The following is a 2,074-nucleotide window of genomic DNA, read 5'->3' on the forward strand; positions in this document are numbered from 1 at the left end:
AATTGCCACCCAAGATCATTTTAATTTCTTCATCGGTGTAACCGCGGTCTAGCAAACCCTGAACCAAGTTAGGATAACTCGACACGTCTTTCAAACCTACAGGTAAGGAATCACCTACGCCATCGTAGTCCGAGCCAATCCCAATATGCTCAACACCAATCAACGCTTTCACATGGTCGATATGGTCTAGGACTTGGTCAAGCGTCGCATACGGATATGGGTTGTTGTTCTCGATCTCCGCAATACGCTGCTTTGCTTCCTCAGACTCTTCGCCATACTGTTCTTTTACTGCCTCAATACGCTTTTTAAGCATATCGCGATAGCGGTTGGCTTGCTTTGCAACAAATGAAGACCCAAAGTTGATTTGAATGACACCGCCGTTTTCACCAAGCTTTTTCAGCATGTCGTCACTCATGTTGCGTTCAAAACCTGGTGTGTACTGACGTAAAGACGAATGTGACGCGATAACGGGCGCCTCACTGATCTCGATAACTTGATAAAACGCATCATCGGAGATATGTGAAACATCGACCATCACACCGATATCATTCATTGCTTTCACAAGCTTCTTACCAAAAGGTGATAAACCATCCCATTGGCGACGGATATCGTATGATGAATCCGAGATATGGTTGGACTGTGAGTGCGCCAACGTAATGTAGCGAATACCGCGCTTGTAGAAGTGCTCAAGGTTGGCAAGATCACCCTCGATGGGGGTGCCGTTTTCCATTCCCAAGGCAATAGACATTAAGCCTTTTTCAGTGTTTTCCTTCACTTGCTCTGTCGTATAAGCCATAGCGAATTTATCTGGCGCACGACCGACGAGAGCCTCCATACTATCAATAAGCTCATTCGCTAGTTGAATACTCCCACCACTCTGTTCGTAATGCGCAGGAATATAAATTGACATGAAAGGGGCATTTAACCCGCCCTCTACCGCTCTTGGATAATCAAAATCTCCACCCTCGGTAGCGACGGTCACATCCTCCCACTCGTTATGAATACGATAGGGGACGTCGATGTGCGTATCGATAAGTAGGTTTTCTTTCGCTAGCATACGTGCTTTATCACTAGCGGTATATTCTTCAGCAAAACTAGATGTTGCGGTAGCGACAAGTGCCGCTAGTGCCGTCATTGTAATTGTCTTTTTTAACATGCAAGTTCCTTAACACAACCAAAACAGAGAACTTGCAGATTAACAAAACTTTAACCCTGACGCACTAGCGATGAACTCGCGGCGGTCACCGCACCGATGATAACTGTGCCTAACACCGGTGCGATTAACCAAACCAACCACCAATGAGTGAGATACGCCATGGTGATTACTCGCTTTTGTTGTCGTCGTTTGACTCAGCTGAGTCATCCCGTGATTCACGTGAAGCAAGGGCTTCTTCGCTAAACAGTTCAGTAGTGATTTCATCGAGAGTGGATACAACAGCATCTTTTGATGCTTGCCACAGTGACTCAGAAATTGAACTGACCTCAGTTTGAAGAGCGCTACGGATGCTACTCTCTTGACTATCTTGAGCCATTGCAGGGACTGAACTCAATGCGGCAACGGCTGACAAAGTGATAATAAATTTTTTCATGGCTGTGCTCCTTTGAAGGTAACGTATTAATTAAGTCGCTATTACTCTTTCAAAGGTTGTGCCAACTTTATAAAAATTATAACACCTTGTTTTTAAAGAATTTTTAAAACAGTTAGTTTTATTACTTTCTTTGGCTTGGTGAAAAAATCACACCGCTTTACAAAACACACTAAATTTTAGTCAATATCGCTACTGAATATCAGCAAGACGTAAGGAGCTATCTGTCCGGAACTCAATAGCGCCCTCAATAAGCGCTTCAGCATCATTTAAACGAGGCCCTTTTATACTCAAGAACTGGCGCCATTTTTTTCCGCCGGGCTGTCCTTGGAAAAGTCCAAGCATGTGACGCACAACGTGCCACGCGCGACCACCTGCGGCAATGTGTTGCTGAATGTACGGAATCATCTGACGCGCCACACTTTCTCGTGAAATAGAGGTAGGGTTTGATGTATATAGGGTTTCTAACTCAGTCAACAACCACGGGT

Annotated in this window: 2 protein-coding genes and 1 pseudogene; all 3 read right to left on the bottom strand. The window is 44.8% G+C overall.

Features of this window, described 5'->3' with window-relative positions:
• Positions 1–1,156: dipeptidase (locus OS145_RS12585; RefSeq protein ID WP_006957012.1), on the bottom strand; the 1,156-nt coding region annotated here is incomplete at its 3' end.
• 166 nt (positions 1,157–1,322) lie between these two features.
• Positions 1,323–1,589: a hypothetical protein gene (locus OS145_RS12590; protein ID WP_006957016.1), complete on the bottom strand. Its 267-nt coding sequence runs from the start codon at positions 1,587–1,589 to the stop codon at positions 1,323–1,325.
• A gap of 189 nt (positions 1,590–1,778) precedes the next feature.
• Positions 1,779–2,074, bottom strand: a pseudogene (locus OS145_RS12595) (tRNA dihydrouridine(20/20a) synthase DusA); the annotation flags it as partial.

The organism is Idiomarina baltica OS145 (assembly GCF_000152885.1).
Taxonomy (GTDB): domain Bacteria; phylum Pseudomonadota; class Gammaproteobacteria; order Enterobacterales; family Alteromonadaceae; genus Idiomarina; species Idiomarina baltica.

Bases quoted from the DNA above. Each gene is read 5' to 3' on its own strand.
- OS145_RS12590 (WP_006957016.1), bottom strand. From the start codon at position 1,589: ATGAAAAAATTTATTATCACTTTGTCAGCCGTTGCCGCATTGAGTTCA.